This is a genomic window from Planotetraspora thailandica, assembly GCF_016863335.1.
Classification (GTDB): domain Bacteria; phylum Actinomycetota; class Actinomycetes; order Streptosporangiales; family Streptosporangiaceae; genus Planotetraspora; species Planotetraspora thailandica.
Window position 1 is genome coordinate 24,249 of sequence record NZ_BOOR01000057.1, and the last position, 26,729, is coordinate 50,977.

Sequence of the window (26,729 nt, forward strand, 5' to 3'; positions counted from 1 at the left end):
ACGGGGAGGGCGGGGCCGATGACCGAGAGTCGCAACGGAGTGCATGATCCGCAACTCGCGGGGCTGGTCTGGCGCAAGAGCCGCCGGAGCAACCCGAGTGGCAACTGCGTGGAGCTCGCCGAGCTGCCCGACGGGCGCGTCGCGATCCGCAACTCCCGGCATCCCTCCGGGCCCGTCCTCGTATACGAGCGCGACGACATGGCGGCCTTCCTGACATCGGCCAAGAATGGCGCCTTCGACGATTTCCTCGAGAGCTAGAATCGCCACTTGCGCAAAAGGGTCCTGCGGGTATTGTGAAGCGGGCGCAATCATTGGTCGGCCCAAAAGGACCCTAAATGACTACCGCCCCTGCGGATGGAGCCAGGCCGCTTCCCGGCACTTTTCCGGCGCAACCGCGCCGGACGTCGGCAGTGTTGCGGATCATGCTGGGCACGCGGTTGCGCCGCCTGCGAGAGAGCAGGCACATCACCCTCGAAGAGGCCGGGCGGGCCATTCGGGCGTCCCATTCGAAGATCAGCCGCATGGAGCTCGGCAGGGTCGGGTTCCGCAGGCGTGACGTCGCCGACCTCCTCACCCTGTACGGCGTGGCCGACAACGCCGAGCGCGACGCCATGCTGGCTCTGGTGTCCCAGGCCGGCATACCGGACTGGTGGCACGCCTACGACGACGTCCTTCCGTCGTGGTTCGAGTCGTACGTCGGCCTGGAGCAGGCGGCCGGCGGCATCCGCAACTATGAGGTGCAGTTCGTCCCCGGCCTGCTCCAGACCGAGGACTACGCACGCGCGGTCATCCGCCTCGGGCATCCGGACGCCCGAAGCGACGAGATCGAGCGCCGGGTCACCTTCCGTATGGCCCGCCAGGAGGTGCTCGCCCGACCTGGGCCTCCTCATCTGTGGGCGGTCGTCGATGAAGCCGTGCTGCGGCGCTCGCCCGGCGCGCCCGCGGTCATGCGCGGACAGATCGACCGGCTCCTCGAGCAGGTCGCGCTGCCCAACGTGACGGTGCAGGTGGTGCCGTTCAGCGCGGGAGGCCACGCCGCGGCGGGAGGCCCGTTCAGCATCCTGCGCTTCCACGAGACCGACCTTCCCGACATCGTCTACCTCGAGCAGCTCACCACCGCGACCTACCTCGACAAGCGCGAGGACGTCGACCACTACCTCGCGGTCATGGAACGCCTGTGCATCAGAGCCGAGCCCGCGGCCGCGACCAGGCGCATTCTGCGCGCCGTCAGGGACGACCTCTGAGGTCTCTCCGTTCTGGCGGGTCACAGACGTGATGCCACATCGCCTGAGCGGGAATGTGTCAGGCGCTTCCTGGTGGTAAGGGGAGTCAGTGCCACCATGCGGGAGCGGAAGGGCGATGATGACGTTGGTGAGCAGCCTGCTGACCTTGGAGTTCGAACTTAATTCGATCACTAGGGCGCGGCATCTCGTCACGGAGTCGGCGCGAGAGGCGGGGCTGGACGGCACGGCGCTGGAGGATTTCGTCCTCGCCGTGCACGAGGCCCTGACCAATGCGGCACGGTACGGGATGCCCCCGTGCGGGGTCGCCATGTGGCGGGAGCCGGGCTGCCTGATCTGCGAGGTCTCCGACTCCGGGCCCGGCATCCCCGAGGAGGCCCTCCGGCCCGGCTACCCCCGGACGCGGCTCGACTTCGGCGGCCGGGGACTCTGGCTGATGGACCGGCTCGCGGAAAGGGAGGTCCGCACCGGGCCCGACGGCACCGTACTGGTGCTCCGCAAGAGATTTCCCTGACGTACGGCATGCCTGTGACTTCTGATGCCGGAGTTCTTCCGCCTACGGCGGAGCCCTCGGCCCGAAACCGGGCCCAAACGGTGTCGCGCCGGTGACCTTGCCTGAGGATTAGCACCCGCGCGACCTGGGCAATCCTGATTGAGCACCCGGCCGGGCACGCCGTACGGCATGTCCGGCAGACGGTCCGTAAATGACCTATTCGGTGCAACCGATTCCCAAGCAATCAGGGGTGGACGCCGAACCCTTGCTAGGCTGCAGGGAACCGTAGAACCGGGCGTTGTCTCACCCGGCAGGTGAGACCGTTGAGAAGTGGGGTCACACCGTGAAGAAGCTGCTCGTTCTCGCGCTGGTCGCTCTCGGGGGACTGCTCGTTTGGCGCAAGGTGCAGACCAACCGCGCCGAGCTCGACCTGTGGACCGAGGCGACAGGCACTGAGAACTGACCACCCGAGATGGGTCATGATCGTGGGAAGGGTCCGGGAATGGCACCCGTGAAACTGGCCTGCCTCGATCTGGCGGGAACCACGATCGGTGACATCGCCATGGTGGAGCGGGCTTTCGCCGAGGCGATAGCCACGCAGGGCATCGTCCCCGGGACCAGTGCATATGCACGTGCCATGGTGCATGTGCACAGGTCCCGGGGATGCCCCAAGATTGAGATCTTCCACGGGATCTTCCCGAGCAACGAAGCCCAGGCGCAGGCGGCCAATCTCACGTTCGAGCGTGCCTACGAGGGGGCCATCGAGCGCGCCGGGCTGGTTCCCATGCCGGGCGCCGTCGAGGCCCTGGACAAACTCCGCTCCTCCGGCATCAAGATCGCCCTGATCACGGGATTCAGCCGGTCCACGCTCGGCCGGGTGCTCAGCACCCTCGGCTGGGCAGACAAGTTCGATCTGGCGTTGTGCCCGGAAGACGCCGGCCGGGGGCGGCCCTTCCCCGACATGATCCTCACGGCGGTGCTGCGGGCAGGCATCGAAGACGTGCGGCAGGTCGCCGTGGCCGGCGACGCGGAAAGCGACATCCTGTGCGGCCGCCGGGCGGGAGCGTCCATCGTCGCGGGCGTGATGACAGGCGGGCACAGCCGCGCCCGATTGGTCGACGCCGGCGCGACCCACATCATCGACTCGATCGCCGACTTCCCCGCCCTGGTGCTCGGCAGCGACGTCGGCGCAGACGAGGTCATGCCGCCCGCGTGATCCAGGAGGCATACCGAGTGGCGCAGAAGCCCGGCCTGTTGCTACGGTGTACTGGCCGCACAGCTTCGTGATCACGCGTGTTCGTGCAGGTCAATGGTTGTTCTCCGGGGGCCTTAGCTCAGCTGGCAGAGCGCCTGCTTTGCAAGCAGGATGTCAGGAGTTCGAATCTCCTAGGCTCCACCTGGTAAAACGCCCCGTTTCTGATCAAGAAACGGGGCTTTCGTGCCATTAGCGTGCCATTAGCGCTCAGAGGCTCGCCCGCATAGCCGATCTGATCTTGAGCGACCACCCGGAGACTCGGCCGCGGTCAGAGCATTAGGCCGGCCCGGGGCATGATCACATACTGAGCTGCCAGGTCCCCCACGAGCTTGATCTGTGCAGATAGGGCCTCATCGGCAGGTCCGAACACTTCGAAGGACAATTCGAAACCGCCCACCGCCTGTGCCAGCCTCAGTTCGAGTGTGGCCTTGGCACCCACCAGGGGGTAGCTGTACCAGCGTTCGTCATTCTCATCGTCGGTATCTGGCAAGGCGGTATCGATCGCCATCCAGTCAAGATCATCGACTGCATAGCCGACCAGCTGCGCGAGAACTTCACAGAGAACTCTCGTGTTTTCCTCCCAGATCCATCCCGTGTGGATCAGATCTGACCGATGCACCATCCACCTCCCTGCAGCACGAGCCGACCGGCAGAATTCATACACACTAGTGGGGGCAAGTTTCAGGGCCGGATGTGTGACCAACTGCGTGACAACGCTGGTGCTCGGTGCTGGACACTGGCGGAAGTCCGTGGACGAATCAGAGCAGGTCAGCAACGTATCCGGGCAGCTCAGGCATCCGTCCCCGTTCCCTGATAAAGAAGAGGTCCCCCTTCTCAGCCCGGAACTCCGAGCATGCCGCGTGAGTCGACAACTGGCGAGAGATCAGGACAGGGTATGAACTGGTCGTGGGCGGGGTCAGCCTCCTCATCGCCGTGTTCTTCGTCGTCCTAGTCTTGGCCGTGCTGATCAAACTGCTCCGACGTCGAACACTCATGACGTCTCTCGCGGCTCGAACACCCGACGCTCCGTCCATTGCCACCCGCGCCAGTGAGACGCGGCCTTCCAGGTCTCGGTAGCCGTCACCGCATGAGCCACCCAGTCGTGCAGTTCTGGTAAAACGGCCTTGCGTAGCTCCTGCCGGATCTCAGCACGATCCGCAGACCGGACAGGGTGAACCGATAGCGCGATCCCATAGATGTCTGGATGGATATCGCCCGCACGGCCAGGACGCCAACTGACCGCCAAGACCCAGTCCTGTGGCATCTCGCCCAAGAATTTCAGTTCTTGGACGTGTTGGAAGTTCTCCCCGAGCGCTTCGCCCAGATCCGACCGGGTCAACGGCCATGAAGCTCCCCGGGACAATTTGCGATCACGAGCAGACACGTCCACCTCGCACGACTCGCCTTCGCTCGACAGACGTCCAATGGCCGAGGAAGGAGTTTCGGGCTAACGTACACGCGAAGACGGGCTTGTTCTTCCGTCCCCGGGCTGTTGCCCTCCGGGTGGGACGAGGCAGACGGGAAGATCAGTCTAGGAGGGATGCGTGCGTCCGCCCAGGGTTCTCAGGGCGTGCCACTCCCGTGCCAGTAAGGCAGGGAAACAAGGGGGAATCACGGGGAGTCACGGATACGGCGAAATCGCCTCTGGCATGGACCGCAGCAGATCAGCGCGCCGCGTACCGAAGTCTTCCAAACTGGCTACGCGGGGTATTCGCCATCGTCCCGCCTTCACCGGGTTTGCCTTACAAGCGAGGGGTCGGCTCCCCATTTTCGTCCAGCCCGAAGACATCGGCCCGAACAGTCCGGGATGAGGCGTCGTCGAGCCACTGGACGGTCAAGGTCTCGCCGCGATATTCGATCATGTTATTGACCCAGTCTGGCAGCTCGTCGTGGACGTCGTCGGCGTGGACAATGAAATCGTCGAAGGCCCCAGCCTGCGTCAGCACGAAACCGTGGACGTGCTCTTTCGCTTCAGACCAGGTCCGCCACCACAGATGCCCGCCGGTCTGCTCCCACCACGCCTCCATGCGGAGGTACAGCGTTGCGACCCGCTCACCGTCCCGAATCAGAAACGCCGCACGCTCGCGAAAGGGATCTAGCCGCGGATCACGCCGCATCGGGTCGTCGGTCAGAGGACGCCATGGCACACAATCATGGTGCACCTCTCCCACCAGAAAGGCGGCCATCCCGACCCCGGGCAAGTCGGGGCCAGGGTGCCATGCCCCGGTAAGACGTACAGCAGCGAAGTACAGCAACACGGCCTCACGTGACCACACATCAGCGGCCCGTAACTACCCAGTGAGCAGGGCGAGGAGCCTTCTACGTCGTGACTGGCGCTCGTTTGCAAGCAGGATGTCAGGAGTTCGAATCTCCTAGGCTCCACCCAAGGTCAAAGGCCACTTCCCATGATCAGGAAGTGGCCTTTTCGATCTTGCGAGGCAGCGAAGTACGGAACCGGCGCAGCGGCAATCGGCCATCCGGCGGATTGCGTTTCCGCTATCAACAGAGCGTTCTGAAAGTCACCCTGCCTTGAGGAACTGCTCGAAGGCTTCTCGGGCCAGTGCGGACACCGTCTTACCCTCTTGCTCGGCTCGAGCCTTCGCGCGTTCGCGTAGTTCTTCGGGTACCCGGAAGGACACCCTTGGTGAGTGCGTCCCTTCGCGTGTCAGGGAGGGACGCCCGCCGCGGCTGGTCGGGACGGGCACGCGGCCCTCATCGATCGCATGGTGAACATCGGCGATCGCATCATCAACATACTTGTCGGTGATCCGATTGCCCTTGCTGTCATAGATCTCTTCGACGTCACTGTCGATCTCGGAGTCGTGATCCAGGACCAACTCGATATCGTCGGGCGGCCACGCTTCTCGGTGCTCGGTCATGGCTTCCTCCTCCTCAACGCAGTCGGCATCACGTGAATGATCACCATGTACTTATCGGTGAGGATGCCTATCACTTCCAGTTCGACGCCCCTATCATCTGGGCCGATCCACACCCATCGGTCCTCCAAATTAGGGTCGGCGGCCGGAACAATGGCCGGCGGTCCGGATCGAACCACGTGAAGAGCACGCGCCTGCCCGATGCGGTGCTTGCGTGCCGACCGGTAGAAGCGCAACTTCCTCATGCCCATATTATGTCCGACACAACCATGACGGGTAGGGCGTTCCCCGGACCCGCGCACATGGTGCGTGTGCGTGTCCGGGGGTGACTCGGGGATCCGCGTGGCTGAGCTGATCATCGGGCCATCAGCGGGCCATTAAGGGCGGTCAACAGGAGGCAGTCACGGTCACTCGCGGACTGCCCCTCGCCCAGGTCGCGCCCGTTTCCCCTGAAGACCAGGCCGATTTGCAAACAGGATGTCAGGAGTTCGAATCTCCTAGGCTCCACCGCACGTAGAAGGCCACTTCCTATGGTCAGGAAGTGGCCTTTCGATCTTGTACAGCTGCAGAGTACAGCTACACCTTCCCCGAAGTCTGATCTAGCCGATGAGGGCCTCGGTGATCTGACGGGTGGTCTGCGCGGCGATCCTCGGGTTGACGGCGGCATAGGCGGTGTAGGCGTTCAGGCCGGTGGCAAGGGCCCAGCCGCGACCTCGGGTCCAGGTGGCGTCGTCCACGCCGAGTGCGGCGCGGAAGCCGGCTCGGCTGTCGGCCGACATCAGGGTGAAGGCGATGGTCAGGTCGCAGGCTGGATCGCCGATGCCGAGCCCGCCGAAGTCGATGACCGCGCTGAGACGGCCGTCGGCGGTCAGCAGGTTGCCGGTGTGGAAGTCGCCGTGGAACCAGACTGGAGGGCGATCCCATCCGGGGGCGCTCAGGGCCGCGTTCCACAGTTCAGTCATGGCGATGGCGTCGAACACGTCGCCGACCTCTGCGATGGCGGTCCGCGTCGCGCGATCCCGGTCGGCCAACGGCCGGGCGGTGAGATCCTCGCGAGCCTTCAGTGCCTGAACGTCCTCGGCCCTGAACTGCTGAAGAGCTGCCAGGAACTCCGCCAGTTCGACGGCGGCTGCGGACGAGTGGGTCAGTGTCTCGACGGTGGCCACCTCTCCCTTCAGCCAGCGGGACACTGCCCACCGCCACGGATAGCCGAAGTCGGGCTCACCTACTCCCACCGGTACGGGGATGGCCAGGGGCAGGTGTGGGGCGAGCCGGGGCAGCCACTCAAATTCTTTCTCAGCCTGTCGGATGGCGCCGGCGTGGCGGGGCAGCCGGACGGACAGTTGCTCGCCCAGCCGGTAGATCACATGGTCCGAGCCGGCCGGATCGAGCAGTTCCAGAGTTAGCGCGCCCCACTGCGGGAACTGCGTATCGACCAGCCTCCTGACCAGTGCGGCATCGATCGTGGGGCGGGTGTCCGCGGTTCTTGAGGCTGCCAAGAGCAACTCCTGCGATCGGCCCGCTCCGCGCGGCGGGTGGCCGGACCATCACAGTGCACCGTGGACTTGCCTGTCGACCGGATTTCCTCGATCCCGCTCCGGACCGGTAGCCACCTCAGTCGGAGGTGATGCGTGGATCACCGGGTCCGATGCCGTTGAGGTAGGCGAGGACGGCCAGCACCCGTCGATTGGTGTCGTTCGAGGCCGCGAGGTCGAGCTTGGCGAAGATCGTGGTGGTGTATTTGCTGACCGAGCCCTCGCTGAGGAAGAGTCGCTGGGCGATGGTGGCATTGGAATAGCCCTCGGCCATCAGGGCCAGCACGTCGAGCTCGCGCGGGTTCAGGCGGCTCAGTGTGCTCTCGCGCCTCGTGCCGGCCAGCAGTTGCGAGATCACTTCGGGGTCCATTGCGGTACCCCCGGCGGCGACCCGCCGTACCGCGTCGACGAACTGCTCGGCGTTGAAGACACGGTCTTTGAGCAGGTAGCCGACGCTGCCCGTGCCGTCGGCGAGCAATTCGCGGGCGTAGAGCTGCTGGACGTACTGCGAGAGCACCAGCACCGGCATCCCGGGCCTCTCCCGGCGGGCCTCCAGCGCGACTCGCAATCCCTCGTCGGTGAAGGTGGGCGGCAGCCGCACGTCGACGACGGCCACGTCGGGGCGATGCTCGGCCAGGGCGTCGGCGAGCTCGGGGCCGCTCTCCACTGCCGCTACGACCTCGAGGCCGTGGGCCTGCAGGAGCCGGGACAGCCCGTCCCTCAGGAGGTAGAGGTCCTCGGCGAGGACAACACGCACGGAATCTCCATCGTCAGTTCGGTCGGACCGCCCCGGGGGCTGTCGACGATCACGTTACCGTCGAAGACACCGAGCCTGCGCTGCAGCCCGCGCAGGCCCGAGCCGCGCGAAGGGTCGGCGCCGCCCTGCCCGTCGTCGCGCACGACGATGCGCAGCATCTTGCCGTCGTGCCGTATCTCCACCTGCGCGAGGCGAGCGGAGGCATGGCGGACCGCGTTGGTGAGCGCCTCCGACACCGCGAAATAGGCGGCGGACTCGAGCGGCGGCTCCGGTCTGCCGTCCAGGTCGGACTGCACGGTGACGTCGAGCGGATTCTCCAGGGCCATCAGGCGCAGCGCGTCGCCGAGGCCGCGTTCGGCCAGCACCGGCGGGTAGATGCCGTGCACCAGGTCGCGCAGCTCACGCAGCGCGGCGGCCGAGCTCTCGCGGGCCTCCGCGAGGAGCGGGGCGACGGCTTCGGGGTCGCTACGCAGCAACTGCTCGGCCGCACCGAGCGTCATGCCGATCGCCACCAGCCTGGCCTGGGCACCGTCGTGCAAGTCGCGCTCGATCCGGCGCAGTTCGGCGGCCTGCGCGTTGATCGCGTCGGTGCGGGTCTCGGTGAGGCGCTCGACGCGTTGGGCTAGCCACGCCTGTCTGGTGGGGGCCAGCAGGGCGTGGGTCCAGCGTGCATGCGCGCGCACGGCCGAGGGCGCCACGGCGATCCCGAAGAGCACGGTGGCTGCCCCGACCAGCGTCCCGAGCAGTGCCGTGGTCGTGGAGCCACCGTGGATGACGCCGTATCTCGCCAGCTCCGGCAGGGCGGTGCCCTCCGATGGGAGCCACGGCAGCACCGCACTCGCCAGTCCGTACGTGACCAGCGCGGCGGGCACCAGCGCGAACACGCTGCCGACTACCGGATCGACCAGCAGCCAGAGCAGGTCCCGCCAGGTCGCGGAGTCGCGCAAGAACCAGTTCGTGTAGAGCGACGCCTTCGCCACCCAGCGCGAGTGGTGGTAGTCGTAGCCGGTCCAGTACCACCCGTGCTCGACCTGCTGGAGGGCCGGGCGGGGCAGGTAGGGGGCCGGGATCTCGACGCCGCCCCAACGACCGGCCAGCTTACGGCTCAGCCCGGCAAGCCGGCGCCCGAGGACGAACATCATCAGCAGCGTCAGGGACACCACACTGGCGTAGCCGTCGGCCACGACGAAAACCGGGAGCAGGGCCAGCACGGCCGCCACCGGTTTCAGGCCTGCGAGCAGTAGACCGCGGGCCAGTACCACGACGTGCGCGCGGGCGGTCACCCAGATGTTCACCACAGCCCCAAGTGTGCCGTCCCGTCGCGGAGCCACTACCCGCCTGGGCCCCACGATCCAGTGGGTCCAGACCCACCCGGGACGGTGGCTAACGGGATACCGGCAGCCGATGTCTGATCCGTAGCGTCGTCCATGTCGCCGCAACACACCGCGAAAGGTTCAAGACGATGACCACTCAGCTCACCTCCGCCACTGCCGTTCCCGCCCACACTGGTCCCGCCGGGGCCGACGTCTTCGTCAGCCCTGTCCCGGTTGCCATCGATGCCCCGACGCGGTGGACCTTCACGCTGCTTCGGGCCAACGCCGGTCTCAGTGTGGCCTTCCTCGGTCTGGCGTTCGTGTTCCGCGACGGTCTCGACCCGGTGGTGTGGATCCGGGCGGCCGGGGTGACGTTGCTGGCGCTGATGTCGCTGCGCTGGGCGGCCAGGATGCGTTCCGGCGCCCGCTCGGCGTGGTTGCGCATGCTGTGGGTGTCGGTGGTCGGTCCGATCGGCATCGCCGCCCTGGTCCTGCTGCCCGGCCCGTACCCGATGTGGGCCCGTGTGGAGCAGGCCGTACAGGGGTTGCTGCTGCTCGGCGTCGCCTGGACCGTCACCCGCCCGCAGGTCCGTGCCCGGATCGCCAAGGCATCGGTGAAGAAGAGCCGCTGAGCGGGTCGCTTCGCAAGCAGGATGTCAGGAGTTCGAATTCCCTAGGCTCCACCAGGAAAAACGCCGCTTTCCCGATCGAGGAAAGCGGCGTTCGGGCCATTAACGGGCATTAGCTCGCGGCGGCGAGAGCCGCTTCTCGGACGGCGAGATCGGCCTCCTGGAAGAACGCGGACACAGCGTCGAAGAGCACGGGGCGGACCGCTTTGATCCCCACGAACTCCGGGGACGCAATGGCGCCCGAAGGATGGCACGTCCTCGCAGTACCGCGTCCTCGGCCGGTTCGGTGTCGGCGCCGCTGACAGTTATGGGGTGGTGAGCGGCGTTGCGGAGGGCTCGTGGTAGTGGCGGTCTGCCCTGCGCGGGTTCTGTTCGCTTGGTGTGCTGGGGGCGCTGAGTTGGGCTTCGAGGCCGTCGAGGATGGCTTGGAGGCCGAACTGGAAGGTGTTGTCGGGGGCAGCGGCGTATTCGGCGGCTGTGTCGAGGCGGGCGCGCAGCCGTGGGAACTGCGCCGCGATCTCGTGGGCCTTTGCCATGCTTTCGTGCATCAGGGCCTCGGCGTTACCGCCGTCGCGGCCGAGCTTCCTGGTGAACGAGGCGGCTGCGGCCGGGACGAGGGCGTTGCCGAGCACGAAAGTGAAGACGGTGGCTGCTGCCTGATCGACCTGCGCACCGGTGAATCCGGCCGCCTCGTAGATGGCGTAACCGTGGTCGTCGTGGCGGGCCTTGCCGGGGCCGAAGATCATGTACGAGCCGAAGGCCTGCACTAGCCAGGAGTGGCGGGTGAGCATCGCGTGCAGGTCGGTGGCCATCTGTGTGGCGGCCGTCCGCCAGTCGATCGTGGCCAGGTCGGGGAGCGCGATCTGGTGCCACACCTCGTCGCCGGCGAGGGTGATGAGGTTGTCCTTGCTGCCCACGTGCCAATAGACGGCGGTGGCTGCAGAGCCCAGCCGCTTGCCCAGCGCGCGCATGTTCATGCCTTCCAGGCCTTCCTCGTCCAGCAGGTCAATGGCTGCCTTGACGATCTGTTCGCGGGTCAGCGTGTCACGCGGCATCCGCCCACCATATGCCATCCGGCTGGTTCTTGCACAATGTTCAAGAGACCACTTGCACAGCGTTCAAGTATGAGCTAGCGTCCCACTTGAACACAGTGCAAGTCGCGAACGGAGATGACATGTCACAGAACACGCTGCAGCAGTTCGTCGACACGACGGCCACCGAGTTCGGTGTTCCCGGCGTCGCCGTCGGGGTGTGGGTGGGCGGGCGGGAGATCTACGCATGCCACGGCGTCACGAGCGTCGAAAACCCGCTGCCCGTCGACAAGAACACGCTGTTCGTACTGGGCTCGGTCACGAAGACCTATACGGCGACCGCGCTGATGCGCCTGGTCGCAGAGGGGCGGGTTGACCTGGACGCGCCGGTGCGCCGGTATGTCCCCGAACTGGTGCTGCCGGACGAGCGCGCCGCCGCGGAGATCACCGTGTTGCAGCTGCTCAACCACACCGCAGGGCTGGACTGGAGGATGAGCGTCGAGACCGGCGAGGGGGATGACGCCTTAGCCGCGTATGTGGCGAACATGGCCGAGTCGGAGCTGATTGCACCACCTGGTGCCGGGGCCTCCTACAGCCAGGTGGGGTACAACCTCGCCGGGAGGATCATCGAAAAAGTCACGGGTCTGACCTACGAACGAGCCGTCGCCTCGCTCCTGTTCGAGCCGCTGGGGCTGTCGCACAGTTCCTTCGCGACCAGTGACGTCATGACCCGGCGGTTCGCGGTGGGGCACAACCTCGGCGAGGACGGGACACTGGCCGTCGCCCGGCAGTGGAAGGACACCCGCGCCAACAACCCCGGCGGTGGCGGCGCGTCCTCGGTGGCGGACCAGCTTCGATGGGCCCGGTTCCATCTCGGTGACGGTCGTGCGGAGGACGGTGCCCAGGTGCTGCCCGCCGAGGTGCTGCAGCGGATGAAGGAGCAGACGGTCGAACTGCGGGGCAGCACGCTCGGCGACGCCTTCGGCATCTGCTGGTTTCTGCGCGACGTGGATGGTGTGCGCACCGTTGGGCACGGCGGATCAGCCAACGGCCAGTTCGCCGAGCTTCTCATCGTGCCTGAACGGGACTTCGCCGTCGTCGCGCTTTCCAACGCGGGCCCGGACGGAGGCCTCGCCTTCAACCAGTCCGTCGTGCGATGGGCGCTCGAGCACTTCGTGGGGGTGGTCGACCGGGACCCGGAGCCGCTTCCCTTCGACGAGGCCCGGGCCCGCGAGGTTGTCGGGAGCTACGAAAACGACATGATGAGGCTCATCATCGCCACGAATGGGACCGGATTGACGATCGAATGCATGATCAAACCGGAAATCCGCGCGGCCACGGACACCGAACTCCCCCCGGATCTCCCGCCGGCCGATCTCGGCCTGCTGGCCGGCGACACCGACGAATACATCGTCACCAGCGGCGCCCTCAAGGGCCAGCGCGGCTTCTTTACCCGCGACGACAACGCGGTCGTCGGAGTAGACCTCGCCGGCCGGTCGTCCAAGCGCGTCCCGGCGGCCTCCGAATAGCAGCGGTCGGGTCCGTAGCCACACACCCGGCCCCTTGTGGGCCGGGTTTTCGCTTGCGCCACGATTTCACGTCTTCTCTGGTTCCGTCAGCGGCAGCCGGACGGTCACTGTCGTCCTGGCTGCTTGATTCTCCTGGCCGTGGCATCTGCGGCGTCACTTCGCGATCGGCTTCGCTGACCCTTGACCCGGCGGTCACCGTCCTGGGGATCGGCTGTCAGGTACGTGATCCTCATCGTGGGCGGGCGACGGGGACCACCGAGAGCAGGTCGTCGAGGCCCTCGAAGTCCTTGGGGTTGCAGGTATACAGAGGCAGCCGGTTGGCGATGGCCACGCAGGCGATCATCAGGTCTGCCGTTCGGGGGCGAGGTTTGCGGCCTGAGGCGATGACAGCGGTCCACAGCTGGCCGTACTCGCGTGCGGCGGTGTCGTCGAAGGGCAGGGGGTCGAACTCGGCCTCGACGGTCTGAAGGATCTTCATCCGCTGGGCTAGTTCCTGTGGTCCAGCCGCTACGAGCACGCCGACAGACAACTCCGCGGTGGTGATTGCACTGATCATCATCTCGTCGGGCAGTTCGTCGGGGTCGATGCCTGCACGCAGGATGAGGATGTTGGTGTCGAGCAGTCCTTGAGGGTGGGTCATTCCTCGTCCTGTGCGAACTCGCCTCGGCCGTAGGCGCGGTCGTAAGGGTCGTAGAGATCGTCGTTGACATGGTGATCCATGTCTTCGCGGTACTTCCGGTCGTCCAGCAGAGGCATCCCTCGGGAAACAGCGGCGAACTCCGCCCGAGAGACAGCCCGGCGCCGACGGCGAATCGGGATGAGGTCGCCGATGTGGTGGCCGTTGCGCGTCACGGCGTAGCTCTCTCCTCGTTCCAAGCCGTCCATGATCTCGGCTGACCGGTTGCGAAGGTCGCGCTGGGAGATCTGATGCGAGGGGTCCGGTTCGGGAGTACTCACGCCTCAAGGATACAGCCGAGTGCTATCAAGTGCCACGAGGTAGCACACCTTGTGGTGCCGTGAGAGGTGGTCTGTCAGCAGGGCGAGGCATGGATCTAGCGTTCCGGACCGGAGCTCCTGCGCCTTAGTCTCCGGCCGAGGCGGGCGCGTCATCAGCGAAGTCGAAGCTCAGCCACCGGTCGGGACGCGCAGTGAACAGCACGAAGGTGCCGGCGGGGTTGGCCGTCTCAGCCTCGGCGAAGGAGCGGGCGAGGTCCGACGGCAGGTAGCGGGAGGTGATGGCCGTCACCTCGTCGACCGAGGGCGTCCAGTCCTCCTCCACCACCGTGCACTCGACCGTGACGTACTTGTAGGGGAACTCGGCTTGCTGCACGCAGAAGCTCAGGACCCCTGACCGCTGGAGCAGCCGGGTCTTGCGCGCGACCCGGCCTTGACTGCCGGTGAAGAAGTTCAGATTTCCGCCGGGCGTGTAGGCGTACCAGACGGGCACGGTGAGCGGGGGACGGCCGTCGTCCGCGGCGACGCTGAGGACGCCGACGTGCGGCAGGGCGAGGAAGTTCTCGCGCTCAGGGGCGGTGAGGGTGCGTGCCATGGCTGCCTCCTGGGCAAGCGGTCAGGGGCTGCGGAAATTGAGGGCGGTGGGGGTCACGGCCGCGGCGGTGTGGGGTATTCGTCACGCGGCCGGAGCCGGCTCATCGTCGGGTCCTGCGGCCAGCCCTCGGGGGAGTCCTCCCACTCCTCCTGACGTCCATAAGGCGTGAGGTCGAGCAGGTTGAAGTCGAGTCGGAGTCGATCGACCCCGCGGCCGCTGGTGTAGTAGGTGCGGAAGACCTCCGCGCCGTCGCGTAGCAGCACGCTCAGCCCGAAACCGTTGCCGAGCCCAAGGTCGTCGTAGAAGTCGTCGCCGGCTGAGTACCAGGGCACGGTCCAGCCCATCCGCCTCCATACGACGTCGATCTCGTCCTGCGGTGCGCGGGACATCAGGATCAGCCGGGTCTGCCGGGCGTTGAGGTGAGACTGGTCGGCGATGTTGTCGGTGAAAGTGGCGCAGCCGGTGCACAGCCAGTCCTGCCCCGGGGCCTGCATGAAGTGGTAGATCACCAACTGGCGGTGGCCCTCGAACAGGCCGGGCAGATCGACCGTCGAGCGGTCCGGCGCGGTGTAGCGGTAGCCGTCGGCGAGGCGGACCATCGGCAGCCTGCGCCGTTCCGCGGCCAGCGCGTCCAGTGCTCGAGTCTGCTCCTTCTCCTTGACCAGCAGCGCCTCGCGCGCGGCCTGCCATTCCTGTGCCGACACGACCAGGGGACGGTTCACGGGAGGCTCCTCAGTGCGTCTCTTGAGGGAACTTACGGCTGGCCCGACGCTAGCAGAGGTTCGTCTCCTCAGGGAACCCTCTCGGCTATCATCGACCTCATGCAGCGAACCCGGTTCGGTGAGATGGCCTGCTCGATTGCCCGCACACTGGACGTGATCGGCGAGCCGTGGTCGCCGTTGATCCTGCGCAACGTCATGGTGGGGATCGGCCGCTTCGACCAGCTCCAGCAGAGTCTGGGCATCTCCCGGAAGGTGCTGACTGAGCGGCTCAGATGGCTCGTGGACAACGACGTGCTGGAACGGCGGCGGTATTCGGAGCGGCCGCCCCGGTACGAGTACGCGCTCACCGCCAAGGGGACGGAGTTGTGTGACCTGCTGATGGTGATGGTGCGGTGGGGCGACCGCTGGACGGCGGGCGAGGCCGGGCCGCCGGTACTGTACCGGCACCATGCCTGCGGGGAGATCGGCCACGTCGAGCTGCACTGTTCCGTGTGCGACCGGCCCATGGACGTCACCAGCATCGACATCCTGCCTGGTCCGGGAGCCACCATCACCACCTGACTCGTCCCCCTTGACCCGCGATGATCGCCGGGCCATCAGCGGGCCATTAAGGGCGACCAACAGGGGGCGGCCACGGTCACTCGCGGAGCGTCGCTCAACGTTTTTGGTACGGCAAGCGACGGAGGCCACATCGCGCCCAGCGAGAACGAGGCTCTTGGCCTGCGCGCCGACGCTCGGCGTGACCGGTGGGTCCTCATCGACACGGCGCGCGAGGTGTTCGTCGAGCAGAGGGCCGACGCGCGACTCGGGCGTGACGGGTCAGGACGCTGCCGCGATCCAAACGGCCACCAGTGCGATGACGATGCAGCACGCGAGGATGGCGAAGGCAATCCGGTAGGGATGCCGTTCGACCCACGACACGAGGCCCGGGTACGTCTTGGCGAGTTGGTTGGCGTTGACCGGACGGTCGGGACCGCTGCACGGCACTCCGAGTGCGTCCACCAACTGGTCGAGTTGCCTGCGCGTGTAGGTGGTGCCGGACACCCTGATGACCAGATTGCGGTGCGCGTCGAGCAGGAACAGACTGTCGGTGGCGCCTGTCTGGGGTACGACGATGGCCGCACGCACCACCTCGGCGACGCGCGAGCGTGACCGGCGCTGGGTGACCAAACCTCGTATGACGATTTCCTGCGACGTCAGGATGATCTGGCCGCGGACGAGGGCCGTGATCGCCAGAATGATCAACACGGCGAACAAGGCGCCCACGACCGGGGCGAACACCTTCGGGGCGTCGCCGCGCAGGATCGCGGCGACGACGCCCACGCTGATCAGCACTAGCACGACCAGAGTGACCAGCGCTCTCCCGCGATCCGGCCGCAGTACTAGGCCATCCTGGACACCACGCATGGGAACTGCGCCCTTTCCTTCGGTCATTCGATGAGGATGCCGTATCGGCCGGTGCGTCAGCCGCGCGGGGTAGGTCAGGCGAGGCCGGCATCGTGGGCGAGGAGCGCTATCTGGGTTCGGTTGTCGAGGCCGAGCTTGATCTGGCCACCTGGTGCCGCCGCTCATCCGCCCGCCTGCCGTACGGATCAATGCTCGGACGGCACAGCAAGCGCACGCTGGGTGAGTGCCCGGCTCTCGGAGGGGAAAGTGGCATCAAGGCACAGTGATCTGACGGGGGTAGGTCGATGCCGTATTCAGAACCGTTCCAGGGGTTTCGTATTGCCTTCGACCGTCACGGTTTCGGGCAGAGCGTGGTTCTGCTGCACGGCTGGCCGGGCGACCGGACCGACTACGACGAGCTCGTCCCCATGCTTGCGGATCAGGCCGATGTCATCGTTCCGGACCTGCGCGGCTTCGGGGAATCCGACAAGCATCTCGCCGACGCCGAGGAGTTCTACTCCGGCATGGCGCAGGCTTCGGCCGTCATCGCCCTGCTGGAACAACTCGGCGTCTCCGGCGCCGTTGTGGCTGGTTACGACATTGGCAGCTTCATCGCGCAGTGCGCCGCGCGAATGCGTCCCGACCTGGTGCGCGCACTGGTGGTGTCACCCCCGCTGCCCGGCGCGGGCCGCCGCGTTCTCGACCTGGAAGCGGTCAAGGAGTTCTGGTACACCTCATTCCACCAACTTCAACTCGCGGACGACCTGGTCGACGGCGACCCCGCCGCGGTCCGCGCCTACCTACGGCACTTCTGGGACCATTGGTCGGGGCCACGGTACGCGATAGCCAAGTCACGGCTCGATCATCTGACCCGGGTGTACTCCCCACCGGGCTCGTTCACGGCATCGATCATGTGGTACCGGTCCTCGGGCAATCCGGTCACCGCATACGCGCATGAGCAGACACCAGCCGCCGATGACAGGTTGTCGACCCCGACCAGGGTGCTCTGGCAGGAACACGATCCCATCTTCCCTGTCGCCTGGGCGGACAGGCTCGGCGACTTCTTCACCGCTCACCGCTTCGACCGGCTCGCCGGCGTCGGCCACTTCACCCCGCTGGAGGCGACCGACACGTTCGCCGCCGCGATCAGAGACTTCCTCACCGCTTGAGGACGCGCACAGCCCTGTCCCCCATCAGGCCGCCCGTCCTTGCGGCGCTCTGCGATCAGCCGACGAGGACACCGAACGCGATGACGACCACTGTGAGCAGACCCAGGATGAGTCCGACCACCGGGGGCGTCAGCCGGTTCCGCAACTTCTTCGGCGGCTGGAACCGTGCGGCCGGGTCCGTGCTCAGCTCCCACCAGTTGACGACCCGCTGGAAATCCACCTGGAAATCGGGGTCGGGATACCAGGTACTGTGCTGGAGCGCAGGCAGTGAGCGACGCCGCCCGTCCGTGAGGGTGATCCGAGCCGTGAGCGACGTCCCATATTGGCTCTTGGTCTCGCGTACGTCGATCCACTGGATCTTCTGCCACGGATAGGTGCGACCACGCCCGAGGCCCCGGGAGATGGTTATTCCGACCGCTCCGACCGTGGTCCGGCTCCGGAGTGCCATGGAGATGCCGATACCGACGAGCGCGGCCGTCAGGCCGAACAGCCAGCAGAAGCCCACGACGCCGAGTCGAAAGAAGGCAAAGACCCCTTCAGCGACCAACACGAGACCCAGCACCGAAAATTGCGGCCAGGATGGGCGGTACCGATCTTTTCCCCGGAAGCTCAGCTCGTTCACGGAACGCACGCTACATCTCCCGCCCTCGAATGGATCAACTGCCCTTGGGTAGCCGTCATCCGGCTCCGTTCCTGCTGGCAGACGCATGCCATATTCGGCACCCTGCGAGGGATCACCGCCGAAAGCGGCAGCCCCCTGGGCATGTTTCGGTGCCCCGGCCATGGGTTAAACGAGACGGCAGCCTCCGCCGCGTGGGGGCCCAGCATGAGGCGGCTCGCGGGGTTTATGGGAGACTGCGCGGATGTGACGTCCGTGCTCGACCTCGCCGGAATCTTCGTGTTCGCCCTGTCTGGAGCGCTGCAGGGCGTGCGCAAACGGTTCGATGTGGTCGGCATGGTGGTGCTCGCGTTCTTCACCGCCGTCGGCGGCGGCGTCATGCGTGACCTGTTCATCGGTGTGCAGCCCGCCGCGTTCCGGGATGCGGAGTATCTCCTCGTGCCGGTCGCGGCCACCGTGATCGCCTTCTTCTGGCATCCGCAGGTCGAGCGGGCGATGCCTGGGGTGCTGGTCTTCGACGCGGCGGGCCTCGGCCTGTTCTGCGCGGTCGGGACCACCAAGGCGCTGGACTACGGCCTCGCGCCGCTGCACGCCGTGTTCCTCGGGGTCTGCTCAGCGGTCGGCGGCGGTGTCATCCGGGATGTGCTGTCAGGCGAGAGGCCGACCCTGCTCTACGACCGCCAGCTTTACGCCGTGCCGGCGATGCTCGGCTCGACGGCCATGGCCGTGCTGTACACGCTGGGCGTGCGGGGGTTCGTCGCCACCCTGTCCTCGGCCGTGCTCGCTTTCGCGTTCCGCCTTCTCGCCATGCGGTACGGCTGGCGCGCCCCGCTGGCCAGGGGCATCAGCGGGTCGATGTGAGAATCACTAGGCTCTACCCAAACGAAAGCCCAGGTCAGGTTGCGATTCCCGACCTGGGCTTTTGATCTTTATTCAGCGGAGCGTGACGTGGATGTACGGACTCGGTGTGTAGGCGTAGTAGCCGGTCGCTCCTGGATACATGGGCTTCCAGTAGGCCTCTCTGGTGGCCTTGATCCTTGCCGTGAACTTGCCTCCGGTGCCGGTGAGCGGCGTGCTGTACAGGTGGAGGGCCGTGCCGCCCTTGACGTGGAAGACGATCTGGACCCGCTGCCCCGTCAGCGCCTTCCATCCGCCTGAGTACTTCTGCAGGGTGCCGGTGACGGTGAAGTAGGAGTTCTTCTTGACCCGAGTGGCGGACACCTTCAGCCCGGCGATCCGGGTCAGCGTACGAGCGGCCTTCACGGCATGGCTGACCGTGCCCTTGTAGTAGGTCGCGTTCAGGACGTGCGCACGGTAGTAGCCGCTGGTCAGCGGCGCTTTGAGGGTGGTGGTGAAGGCGCCGCCCACGGTGATGGTCTTGGCGGTCTTCCAGCCGGTTTTGCCGTCGGCGGAGTACTCGATCAGCACGGGAACCTTGAGGCCGCTCGGGCCGACGGTGCCATGCACGGTGAGGATATGTGAGGCGTTGACCGACGCGGTGAATCCGCTGATCGAAGTCACCACCTTGTCGACCTTAACGCTGCCGCTGACCGCGCCGGTGTAAGCGGCACTGGCTAGGGTCTCGGCCCGGTAGTACGCAGGCACGGACGGCGGGGTGAACGTCGAGGTGAAGGCGCCTACGGTGTTGAGGGTTTGGACAGTCGTCCAACCCGTGGAGCCGTTCGTGGAGTACTCGATCTGGACCGGGACGGCACTCGGAGGCCCGGTCACCGTCCCCTTGACCGACAGCTTTCCGGACGTGCTCAGCGACGCACTGAATCCACCGATCGATGTCCCCAATGTGACGCTGATGCTTGCCGAGGTCTCGGTGCTGCCCACGCTGTTGGTGCCGACGACCTGGCACGTGACCGTGTGGCCGACGTCGCCCGCCACGGGCGTGTAGGTGTAGGTGGTCGCGCCGGGGATCGGGTTTCCGTCGCGCAGCCAGGTGTACCTGACCGAGTTGGCATCGAGGAAGGAGGCCTCGCAGGTCAGCGTGGTGCCGACGTTGCCGTTGCCGGTGATCGTGGCTTTGGCGATCAGCTCAGGCCGGACTTGGACGACAACCCTCCTCTCAACTGTGGCGGCGGTGCCGACGCCGTTGGTCGCCGACAGGGTGAACTGATAGGTGCCGCCTTGGCTGGGTGTTCCCGACAGGGTGCCGTCCGTGGCCAGTTTCAGCCCCGGCGGGAGCGCTCCGGAGACCAGGGCGATCTTCGGCGTCGGCCACCCGGTCACCGCGAAGTGATAGCTGTAGGACTTGCCGATGTCTGCGATCAGTGCGCTGCCCGCAGCGAGCTTGGCCGGGGCGATGGTGACGGTTGCCGAGGTGTCCGTGGTGCCGAGGCCGTTGGTGGCGGTGACCTGGCAGGTGGCCTGGTGGCCGGCGTCCCATGAGGCCGGCGTGTAGGTGGCGGTGGTCGCCCCAGGGACCGCTACGCCGTCCCACAGCCAGGTGTAACTCACCGAGGTGGCACCGACGAAAGCGGGCTTGCAGTTGAGCGTGGTCCCAACCTCACCGGTGATCGCCACTCTGGCGGTAAGTCCCGGCGGTCCCACCTTCGCCAGCGTGTGGTAGGCCCCAGCCGAGATCTCGGTCACCGAACTCAGCCCGGGCACGATGACCGGGGTGGTTCGGGTGGTGCTGGTCCCGTCACCGAGTTCGCCGTCACCGTTGTAGCCCCAGGCCACCACGGTGCCGTCCGAGCGTAGGGCGACATTGTGCCAGTAGCCCGCGCTGATCACTGCGACGTCGCTCAGGCCCGGAACGGTAACGGGGGTGGTTTGGGCGGTGGTGGTGCTGTCGCCGAGTTGCCCGTAGTTGTTGTTGCCCCAGGCCGCTACGGTGCCGTCCGAGTGCAACGCAAGATTGTGGGCAGAGCCGCCCGCGATCTGGGTCACGTTGGTCAGGCCACTTACCACGACTGGGGTGGTGCGGTTGGTGGTGGTGCCGTCACCGAGCGCCCCGTGGGCGTTGTAGCCCCAGGCCACTACGGTGCCGTCCGAGCGCAACGCAAGACTGTGGTAATACCCGCCCGCGATCTGGGTCACGTCGCTCAGGCCCGGCACGGTAACGGGGGCGGAGCGGGAGTACTTGGTACCGCCACCAAGTTGCCCGTAATTGTTGTAACCCCAGGCCGCCACGGTACCGTCCGAGCGCAATGCGAGGTTGTGGTAGTTGCCGACGTCGATCTGGGTCACCCCGGTTAACCCGGCCACCTGCACGGGGGTCGTGCGGTCGGTGCTGGTGCCGTCACCGAGTTCCCCGTAGTAGTTGTAGCCCCAGGCCCACACCGTGCCGTCCGAGCGCAACGCCAGACTGTCGTAGTAGCTCGCGGCGACCTGCACGATGTCGGTCAGGCCTGTCACCTGCACAGGCGTCGAGCTTTTCGTCGTCGTCCCGTTGCCCAGCTCCCCGTGGTCGTTGCTGCCCCACGCCCACACGGTGCCGTCTGCGCGCACCGCCAGAGTGTGCCGAAAGCCAGCGCTGACCTGGGCCACCTGACTCAGCGCGGTCAGAGCGACCGGGGAGGAATGGTCGGCCGTGGACTCGTCGCCCAACTGCCCGTAGTCACCGTCACCCCAGGCGTACGTGTACGAGGTGCCGCTAGAGGCTGCCGCCGCCGGACCTGGCGCCGCCACACCGGCAGCGCTCACGGCCAGAACCGCACCCACCGCCACGGCACGCAACCGAGCGCCTTGGCCCCACCTTCTCAACCGCCCACCCACCGTCGCCACGGAGACAGAGCCGGGCGAAGCCCCGGTCATCAGACCAGCCATGCGATGCGTCCTTCATGATCAGCGCAGCCAACGGTTTTCGCTGCGGTTGTTCCTTGTCGTTGCCAGGTCGGCCGTGCATCGGATCGCCGTACAGGGAGATGGGGTTCCTTCTGATGTCGGCGACCGACACAACCCGCAGGCGGTCACGACCATTCGCGGATAGAGATCGTCCCGCGAACTGGTTCACTATCATGATCTATCACGCTTTGGGGCGATACATGGTTTACGAGGCTATTGATTCGATTACAACCATTTATCGACTTTATGGCCGGGTGATGATGAAGTCGCTACAGGGAGGTTTCTGCAGGGCGACGCAGCGGCAGGAACGCCACCGGCTCGGCCCGGCCGACGTCAGGGGCTCGTGAGGATGACGAGTTGCTGGGTCGTCCGGGTCATGGCGACATAGCGGTCGACCGCTCCTTCAATGCCCTTGCCGTACGCCTCTGGGTCGATGAGGACGACCAGGTCGAACTCGAGACCCTTCGACAACTCCGGGGTCAGCGACCGGACGCGGGACGTCGACTGGAACGTGGGATCGCCGATGACGCAGGCGATCCCGTCGGCATGCTCGGCGAGCCAGGTGTCGAGGACCGAGCTCAGATCCGAAACGGATCCGTGTACGACGGGGACGCCGCTGCTGCGGATGGAGGTCGGCACGTTGGCGTCCGGGAGCACGGCCCGGATGACCGGCTCGGCCTCCGCCATGACCTCTTCCGGCGTCCGGTAGTTGATGCTCAGGGAGGCCAGGTTGATCTGGTCGAGCCCGATCCGCTCGAGCCGTTCCTGCCACGACTCGGTGAACCCGTGCCTGGCCTGGGCACGGTCCCCGACGATGGTGAAGCTCCGGGACGGGCAGCGGAGCAGCAACATCTGCCACTCCGCGTCGGTGAGTTCCTGAGCCTCGTCCACGACGATGTGCGCGAACGGGCCGGCGAGCAGGTCCGGGTCGAGGGTGGGCAGCTCGGACTCGTCGACCAGATTTCGCTGGAGGTCCGCTCGGCGCAACTGCGTCACGAGGCCTTCGCCGTCGTCGTCGGCCTCGATCAGGTTGTCGACGACCTGGGCCATGCGCTCGCGTTGGGCGGCGAGAGCGGCCTCCTGCCGGCGCTTGCGTCGTGACACCTCCGGGTCGCCGAGGCGCTGCCGGGCCGCGTCCAGGAGCGGCAGGTCGGACACCGTCCAGGCCTGGGCGTCCTCGCGCTGCAGCTTCCGAACGTCGTCGGGGCCGAGCGAGGGAGCGCACATCCGCAGGTAGGCGGGTACCGACCACAGGTCTCCGACGAGGTCGGCCGCTTCGATCAGCGGCCACGCGCGGTTGAAGGTCGTGAGCAGCTCCCTGTTCCGCAGGAGCGACGTGCGGAGCAGGTCAGCCGTTACGTCGTCGTCATGCTTGTCCGCCAGGATCGTGAGCAACTCCTCCCAGATCTGGTCGCGCGCCTCGTTGTGCGGAGTACCGGGTTCCGGTGCTTCGAACGCCTCGGCCCAATCGTCGGCGCTCAGCCAGACGTCGGCCCAGTGGGTCGTGACCGTCATCCCCTTGGTGGGCGGGTTCTCGTAGAACTTGACGGCGGGCTCGATCGCCTTCACCAGGTCCGCGGACGCCTTCAGGCGGGCCACGTCCGGGTCGGTCTCGATCGCCGCCGCGGCTCCCTCTGCGACGAAGTCCCGCAGGGTGCAGGTCTGCACGCCCTCCTCTCCGAGGCTGGGGAGGACGTCGGCGACGTAGGCCAGGTAGGGCTGGTGCGGACCGACGAACAGCACGCCGCCCCGGTGGTGACCGAGGCGAGGGTCGGAGTAGAGGAGGTAGGCGGAGCGGTGCAGGGCGACGACGGTCTTCCCCGTACCCGGACCGCCGTCGACGACGAGAGCGCCGCGGGATCCCGCGCGGATGATGGCGTCCTGGTCGGCCTGGATGGTGCCGAGCACGTCTCGCATCCGGGCCGACCGGTTGCCGCCCAGGCTGGCGATGAAGGCGGACTGGTCGTCGAGCGCGGCGTGCCCTTCGAACCCGTCCGAGGTGAACACCTCGTCCCAGTAGTCGCTGATCCGGCCGCGGGTCCAGCGATACCTGCGGCGGCTCGCGAGACCCATCGGGTTGGCATGGGTGGCTCCGAAGAACGGCTCAGCCGCGGGGGAACGCCAGTCGATCAGCAGCCGGCGACCCGCGCTGTCCGTAAGGCCAAGCCGTCCGACGTACACGGGCTCGGGGTCGTCCGCGCCGACCATGCGTCCGAGGCACAGGTCCAAACCGAAGCGACGCAGTGCGCGCAGACGGGCGGTCAGCCGATGGATCTCCATGTCGCGGTCCAACGCCTGCCGGCCTGCGCCGCCGGGGGCCTTGCGCTCGGTATCGAGGCGGTCGGACAGCTCGGCGATCGACTGCTCGAGGCTCTCCGCGATGGCCGCGAAGTGCTGCTCATCGCCGGCGATCAGCGTCGGGTCGGCCTTGGGGGCAAGGTGGTCGGGAAGGTCGAACGCGCTGGTAGTCAGGGGATTCACGTCATTGGCCTTTCCTGGCTGATCGCGTCGAGCAGCAGCGTCGCGGCCACCGCCGCACCGTCGGTGCGGATCGTGCCGGCCACGGCGGCGGATCTGCGGTCGTCAGCGCGCGCGCCGACCGGCCGAACGGCACCAGCGGCAGGTCGACCTCTGCCAGCCGCTCCGCGAAGTCCGGCGGCGCGCACACGCGCACCTCCGCGCCGAATGCCCGCAATCGCACCGCGAGTGCCACCAACGGTTCGACGTCCCCGCGCGACCCATATGTCGACAACACCACACGCACTTCGCATCCCCCGTTTCCGCAGCTTCTGGCCTCGGCCGACGATTCTGCGGTACGACCCGGGTCTTGCCGCAAGCCCCCCGGCGCGCTATACGTTGAGAGTGGAAAGGAGCGGTAGTCCCCCTTTCCACTCTCAACATCCGCTGTGGACGGACAACGCTGGTCAGCCTGTGGGTCGGCGAGCCCGGGTCACATCGCGAATGACCGCCCAGGCGTCTGCCACCGGACCTACGTGCCCGAGCTTGTCGGGGTTGAGCACCGTACGGATCGTCTGGATCCGTCCGTCGAGGATGTCGAGCGTCCAGGTGTTGATGACCTTGCCGTCCCGGTCGCGGAAGATCGCGCCGGGCTGGCCGTTCACCTCGTGCGGCTCCATGACACCACCGATCTGGGCGAACGGCGAGACGAGGGCGGCGAGCAGCCGGGATACGTTCTCCGCACCGATGACGCCCTTGCTCCATTGCGGGGCCTTGCCGCCACTGTCGCCGACCAGGTGCACGTCGGCGGCGAGGAGGCTCCGCAGCCCGTCGACGTTCCCCTCCCGGAGGGCGTCGAAGAAGCGTCCGGCGAGTTCCTGGCGTCCCCTCCGGTCGGCCTCGAACCGGGGCCGGCCTGCGTCCATGTGGCGGCGCGCCCGTACGGCGAGCTGGCGGCACGCCGCCTCCGAGCTCCCCACGGCCGACGCGACCTCGGGGAAGCCGAACCCGAACACCTCCCGCAGCACGAAGACCGCCCGTTCGAGCGGGCTGAGCCGTTCGAGCAGGAGCAGGGCCGCCATCGAAACCGAGTCGGCCAGTTCCGCCGACCGTTCCGGGTCCTGGTAGGGGTCGGTGAGCAGCGGCTCAGGCATCCACGGCCCGGCGTACTCCTCCCGCCGGTAGCGGGCCGACCGTAGGACGTCGATCGAGATCCGGGTGACCACGGCCGAGAGGAAGGCCTTGGCCGAGGCAGGTTGCGTCGGGGAGGCGTCCCAGCGAAGCCAGGCCTCCTGGACCGCGTCCTCCGCCTCGCTCACGCTGCCGAGGATCCGGTAGGCGATCGAGAACAGCAGCGGCCGCAGCTCCTCGAACTCCTCAGCCCGGCTCACGCCAGCTCCTCCTTGAAGCCCTGCCGCCACGAGGGGTAGCGCAGCTCCCAGCCGAGCTCCCGCTTGGCCTTGGCGTTGGAGAAGCCGCGCCCCTCGGTCATCATCACGACCGCCTGTTCGCCGGCCAGCAGCCGGGCGAGCCATTTGGGGACCCGCATCGGCCGCTTCGCGCCCGCGCACGCCGCCAGGTAGGGCAGCCACTCGCCGGCCGGGGCCGGTTCGTCGTCGACGATGTTGAACACGCCCTTCGCCCGCTGCTCGACGGCCAGGACGGTGGCGCTCGCCGCGTCGTCGAGATGCACCCACGAGCTGTAGCCGGTGGCACGCCCGACGAGCGGGTACTGCCGCTTGCGCACGAGCTCGACCTGGTCGTCGATGGCGCCCGGCCCGTAGAACGCGCCGTATCGCAGAGCCGCGCCACCGGCCCTGACGACCACGTCCTCGACGTGGCGCATCGCCTCCATCCCCGCCTGCGCCGCCGTTCCCTCCATCAGGTCCAGCGGGTCCTCCTCGGTCTTCACCCATCCGCCCGTGCGGATTCCGTTCCAGCTCGCGTAGCTCTGGGCGACGAAATGAGACACGCCGGTCGCCTCGGCGGCGGCCAGCAGGTGGTCCGTCCCCTCGGTGCGCAGCCGGTTGGTGGCGGCGAACCAGCGGTCCGGGTGCTTCAGATCGGGCTTGCCGGCGTGCGCCATGGAAATCGCGGTCATCTGGTGCACGATCACGTCCGGACGGGCCTTGGCCACGGCCTCGCCGACCGACGTCGCATCCAGCCCGTCCATGACGACCGCCTCGGCGCCCAACTGCTCAAGCAAGCCCAGCTTGGCAGCGCTCGTCGTCGTCGCCGTCACCTGGTGCCCCCGGCCCACGAGCTGCGGCACCAGTCGCCGCCCCAAAACCCCGGTCCCACCTGCCACGAACACCCGCACCGTCATCACCCTTCCGCACACCAGAGTCCGTCTCTCAAAACCCGAGACGA

The 26,729-nt window shown here is 67.0% G+C and carries 29 protein-coding genes and 2 tRNA genes; 12 read left to right on the plus strand and 19 right to left on the minus strand.

The window, feature by feature from the left end:
* The first annotated feature begins 18 nt into the window (after nt 1–18).
* The 6 genes from Pth03_RS31220 to Pth03_RS31240 all read left to right on the plus strand — a co-directional run bounded on the left by Pth03_RS31220 (nt 19) and on the right by Pth03_RS31240 (nt 3,130).
* Nucleotides 19–258 (plus strand): DUF397 domain-containing protein, encoded by a 240-nt coding sequence (locus Pth03_RS31220; protein ID WP_203948024.1) that lies wholly within the window; start codon nt 19–21, stop codon nt 256–258.
* Nucleotides 259–335: 77 nt separating this feature from the next.
* Complete coding sequence (locus tag Pth03_RS31225) at nt 336–1,244, plus strand: Sco1979 family transcriptional regulator (RefSeq protein ID WP_203948025.1); 909 nt, start codon at nt 336–338, stop codon at nt 1,242–1,244.
* 127 nt (nt 1,245–1,371) lie between these two features.
* Nucleotides 1,372–1,755, plus strand: a complete 384-nt coding sequence (locus Pth03_RS31230; protein ID WP_203948026.1) for an ATP-binding protein — start codon at nt 1,372–1,374, stop codon at nt 1,753–1,755.
* Nucleotides 1,756–2,077: 322 nt separating this feature from the next.
* Nucleotides 2,078–2,197 (plus strand): DLW-39 family protein, encoded by a 120-nt coding sequence (locus Pth03_RS41740; protein ID WP_239119494.1) that lies wholly within the window; start codon nt 2,078–2,080, stop codon nt 2,195–2,197.
* 39 nt (nt 2,198–2,236) lie between these two features.
* On the plus strand, nt 2,237–2,950 hold the full coding sequence (locus Pth03_RS31235; RefSeq protein ID WP_239119495.1) for an HAD-IA family hydrolase: 714 nt from the start codon (nt 2,237–2,239) through the stop codon (nt 2,948–2,950).
* Between the two features lie 107 nt (nt 2,951–3,057).
* A tRNA-Ala gene (locus tag Pth03_RS31240) sits at nt 3,058–3,130 on the plus strand.
* Between the two features lie 127 nt (nt 3,131–3,257).
* Here Pth03_RS31240 and Pth03_RS31245 read toward each other — a convergent pair.
* Nucleotides 3,258–3,611, minus strand: a complete 354-nt coding sequence (locus Pth03_RS31245; RefSeq protein WP_203948028.1) for a hypothetical protein — start codon at nt 3,609–3,611, stop codon at nt 3,258–3,260.
* A gap of 1,120 nt (nt 3,612–4,731) precedes the next feature.
* Nucleotides 4,732–5,175 (minus strand): hypothetical protein, encoded by a 444-nt coding sequence (locus Pth03_RS31250; protein WP_203948029.1) that lies wholly within the window; start codon nt 5,173–5,175, stop codon nt 4,732–4,734.
* A gap of 125 nt (nt 5,176–5,300) precedes the next feature.
* Here Pth03_RS31250 and Pth03_RS31255 point away from each other — a divergent pair.
* A tRNA-OTHER gene (locus Pth03_RS31255) sits at nt 5,301–5,371 on the plus strand.
* A 137-nt stretch (nt 5,372–5,508) separates the two neighbouring features.
* Here Pth03_RS31255 and Pth03_RS31260 read toward each other — a convergent pair.
* From Pth03_RS31260 to Pth03_RS31280, 5 genes are all read right to left on the minus strand, one after another.
* Nucleotides 5,509–5,868 (minus strand): YlcI/YnfO family protein, encoded by a 360-nt coding sequence (locus tag Pth03_RS31260; RefSeq protein WP_084463645.1) that lies wholly within the window; start codon nt 5,866–5,868, stop codon nt 5,509–5,511.
* Nucleotides 5,865–6,110, minus strand: coding sequence for a hypothetical protein (locus tag Pth03_RS31265; protein ID WP_203948030.1), 246 nt, complete (start codon nt 6,108–6,110; stop codon nt 5,865–5,867). Before Pth03_RS31265 ends, Pth03_RS31260 begins: the two co-directional genes overlap by 4 nt.
* Nucleotides 6,111–6,464: 354 nt before the next feature.
* The gene (locus tag Pth03_RS31270; RefSeq protein WP_203948031.1) at nt 6,465–7,364 is read right to left on the minus strand and encodes an aminoglycoside phosphotransferase family protein; all 900 of its coding nucleotides are present in this window, start codon (nt 7,362–7,364) and stop codon (nt 6,465–6,467) included.
* Between the two features lie 115 nt (nt 7,365–7,479).
* Complete coding sequence (locus tag Pth03_RS31275; protein WP_203948032.1) at nt 7,480–8,157, minus strand: response regulator transcription factor; 678 nt, start codon at nt 8,155–8,157, stop codon at nt 7,480–7,482.
* Complete coding sequence (locus Pth03_RS31280) at nt 8,121–9,455, minus strand: sensor histidine kinase (RefSeq protein ID WP_239119496.1); 1,335 nt, start codon at nt 9,453–9,455, stop codon at nt 8,121–8,123. The genes Pth03_RS31275 and Pth03_RS31280 overlap by 37 nt, the downstream gene beginning before the upstream one ends.
* A 164-nt stretch (nt 9,456–9,619) precedes the next feature.
* Between Pth03_RS31280 and Pth03_RS31285 the strand changes: the two genes are divergently transcribed.
* Complete coding sequence (locus Pth03_RS31285) at nt 9,620–10,102, plus strand: hypothetical protein (protein WP_203948033.1); 483 nt, start codon at nt 9,620–9,622, stop codon at nt 10,100–10,102.
* A 302-nt stretch (nt 10,103–10,404) separates the two neighbouring features.
* Here the strand turns inward: Pth03_RS31285 and Pth03_RS31290 are convergent, their stop codons facing one another.
* Nucleotides 10,405–11,154 (minus strand): TetR/AcrR family transcriptional regulator, encoded by a 750-nt coding sequence (locus Pth03_RS31290; RefSeq protein WP_203948034.1) that lies wholly within the window; start codon nt 11,152–11,154, stop codon nt 10,405–10,407.
* Between the two features lie 119 nt (nt 11,155–11,273).
* On the opposite strand from Pth03_RS31290, the gene Pth03_RS31295 reads away from it, so the two are divergent.
* The gene (locus Pth03_RS31295) at nt 11,274–12,659 is read left to right on the plus strand and encodes a serine hydrolase domain-containing protein (RefSeq protein WP_203948035.1); all 1,386 of its coding nucleotides are present in this window, start codon (nt 11,274–11,276) and stop codon (nt 12,657–12,659) included.
* A 229-nt stretch (nt 12,660–12,888) separates the two neighbouring features.
* Here Pth03_RS31295 and Pth03_RS31300 read toward each other — a convergent pair whose 3' ends face one another.
* The 4 genes from Pth03_RS31300 to Pth03_RS31315 all read right to left on the minus strand — a co-directional run bounded on the left by Pth03_RS31300 (nt 12,889) and on the right by Pth03_RS31315 (nt 14,930).
* Nucleotides 12,889–13,299, minus strand: coding sequence for a type II toxin-antitoxin system VapC family toxin (locus tag Pth03_RS31300; RefSeq protein ID WP_203948036.1), 411 nt, complete (start codon nt 13,297–13,299; stop codon nt 12,889–12,891).
* Nucleotides 13,296–13,616 carry a type II toxin-antitoxin system Phd/YefM family antitoxin gene (locus Pth03_RS31305; RefSeq protein ID WP_203948037.1) on the minus strand — a complete coding sequence of 107 codons (321 nt, stop codon included), beginning with the start codon at nt 13,614–13,616 and terminating at the stop codon, nt 13,296–13,298. Before Pth03_RS31305 ends, Pth03_RS31300 begins: the two co-directional genes overlap by 4 nt.
* 124 nt (nt 13,617–13,740) lie before the next feature.
* Nucleotides 13,741–14,208 carry a pyridoxamine 5'-phosphate oxidase family protein gene (locus Pth03_RS31310; protein ID WP_203948038.1) on the minus strand — a complete coding sequence of 156 codons (468 nt, stop codon included), beginning with the start codon at nt 14,206–14,208 and terminating at the stop codon, nt 13,741–13,743.
* A gap of 53 nt (nt 14,209–14,261) precedes the next feature.
* On the minus strand, nt 14,262–14,930 hold the full coding sequence (locus Pth03_RS31315; protein ID WP_203948039.1) for a DUF899 domain-containing protein: 669 nt from the start codon (nt 14,928–14,930) through the stop codon (nt 14,262–14,264).
* A 99-nt stretch (nt 14,931–15,029) separates the two neighbouring features.
* On the opposite strand from Pth03_RS31315, the gene Pth03_RS31320 reads away from it, so the two are divergent.
* Nucleotides 15,030–15,491, plus strand: coding sequence for a winged helix-turn-helix transcriptional regulator (locus Pth03_RS31320; protein WP_203948040.1), 462 nt, complete (start codon nt 15,030–15,032; stop codon nt 15,489–15,491).
* 258 nt (nt 15,492–15,749) lie between these two features.
* Here the strand turns inward: Pth03_RS31320 and Pth03_RS31325 are convergent, their stop codons facing one another.
* Nucleotides 15,750–16,364: a hypothetical protein gene (locus Pth03_RS31325; protein WP_203948041.1), complete on the minus strand. Its 615-nt coding sequence runs from the start codon at nt 16,362–16,364 to the stop codon at nt 15,750–15,752.
* Nucleotides 16,365–16,621: 257 nt separating this feature from the next.
* Here Pth03_RS31325 and Pth03_RS31330 point away from each other — a divergent pair, with 257 nt between their 5' ends.
* A complete protein-coding gene (locus Pth03_RS31330; RefSeq protein WP_203948042.1) occupies nt 16,622–17,485 on the plus strand; it encodes an alpha/beta fold hydrolase in 864 nt (287 codons plus the stop codon).
* Nucleotides 17,486–17,540: 55 nt separating this feature from the next.
* On the opposite strand, the gene Pth03_RS31335 is transcribed toward Pth03_RS31330, so the two are convergent.
* Nucleotides 17,541–18,107 carry a PH domain-containing protein gene (locus Pth03_RS31335; RefSeq protein ID WP_203948043.1) on the minus strand — a complete coding sequence of 189 codons (567 nt, stop codon included), beginning with the start codon at nt 18,105–18,107 and terminating at the stop codon, nt 17,541–17,543.
* 243 nt (nt 18,108–18,350) lie between these two features.
* Between Pth03_RS31335 and Pth03_RS31340 the strand changes: the two genes are divergently transcribed.
* Nucleotides 18,351–18,965: a trimeric intracellular cation channel family protein gene (locus Pth03_RS31340; RefSeq protein WP_239119497.1), complete on the plus strand. Its 615-nt coding sequence runs from the start codon at nt 18,351–18,353 to the stop codon at nt 18,963–18,965.
* 72 nt (nt 18,966–19,037) lie between these two features.
* Here Pth03_RS31340 and Pth03_RS31345 read toward each other — a convergent pair whose 3' ends face one another.
* The 5 genes from Pth03_RS31345 to Pth03_RS31365 form a co-directional block, all read right to left on the minus strand.
* Nucleotides 19,038–21,761: an RCC1 domain-containing protein gene (locus Pth03_RS31345; protein ID WP_203948044.1), complete on the minus strand. Its 2,724-nt coding sequence runs from the start codon at nt 21,759–21,761 to the stop codon at nt 19,038–19,040.
* 474 nt (nt 21,762–22,235) lie between these two features.
* Nucleotides 22,236–24,383: an RNA polymerase recycling motor ATPase HelR gene (gene helR / locus Pth03_RS31350; RefSeq protein WP_203948045.1), complete on the minus strand. Its 2,148-nt coding sequence runs from the start codon at nt 24,381–24,383 to the stop codon at nt 22,236–22,238.
* A gap of 1 nt (nt 24,384) precedes the next feature.
* The gene (locus Pth03_RS41745) at nt 24,385–24,666 is read right to left on the minus strand and encodes a glycosyltransferase (RefSeq protein WP_308442394.1); all 282 of its coding nucleotides are present in this window, start codon (nt 24,664–24,666) and stop codon (nt 24,385–24,387) included.
* 160 nt (nt 24,667–24,826) lie between these two features.
* Nucleotides 24,827–25,750, minus strand: coding sequence for an RNA polymerase sigma-70 factor (locus Pth03_RS31360; protein ID WP_203948046.1), 924 nt, complete (start codon nt 25,748–25,750; stop codon nt 24,827–24,829).
* Complete coding sequence (locus Pth03_RS31365) at nt 25,747–26,679, minus strand: NAD-dependent epimerase/dehydratase family protein (RefSeq protein WP_203948047.1); 933 nt, start codon at nt 26,677–26,679, stop codon at nt 25,747–25,749. Before Pth03_RS31365 ends, Pth03_RS31360 begins: the two co-directional genes overlap by 4 nt.
* Nucleotides 26,680–26,729 lie beyond the last annotated feature (50 nt).